Source organism: Dietzia sp. B44 (assembly GCF_014145245.1).
In the GTDB taxonomy this organism is placed as follows: domain Bacteria; phylum Actinomycetota; class Actinomycetes; order Mycobacteriales; family Mycobacteriaceae; genus Dietzia; species Dietzia natronolimnaea.
The window spans coordinates 28,962-29,240 of record NZ_JAALEF010000511.1 but is presented as its reverse complement, the minus strand read 5'-3'; the positions used below and the strand labels follow the sequence as shown (position 1 = coordinate 29,240).

The following is a 279-nucleotide window of genomic DNA, read 5'->3' as shown; positions in this document are numbered from 1 at the left end:
CGAGTCAAGGTGGTCACGATGGACGGATTCGCCGGCTACCACACCGCCGCCGCCAAAGCCGTCCCCGAAGCACGCACGGTGATGGAACCCTTCCACGTCGTGCACCTGGCCGCCGACAAGCTCACCGTGTGCCGCCAACGCATCCAGCAGGCCACCACCGGACACCGGGGACGGACCGGCGATCCGCTGTACGGCATCCGCCGCACCCTGCGCACCCGCGCTGAGCTGCTGACCGACAAGCAGAAGGTCCGCCTGTTCAAGGCGTTCACCGCCAATGAC

At 67.7% G+C, this 279-nt stretch carries 1 protein-coding gene; it reads left to right on the top strand.

All coding sequences use genetic code 11. From position 1 onward, the window contains the following. Positions 1-279 (top strand): transposase (locus G6017_RS15470; RefSeq protein WP_182618169.1); only part of this gene is annotated, 279 nt, incomplete at both ends.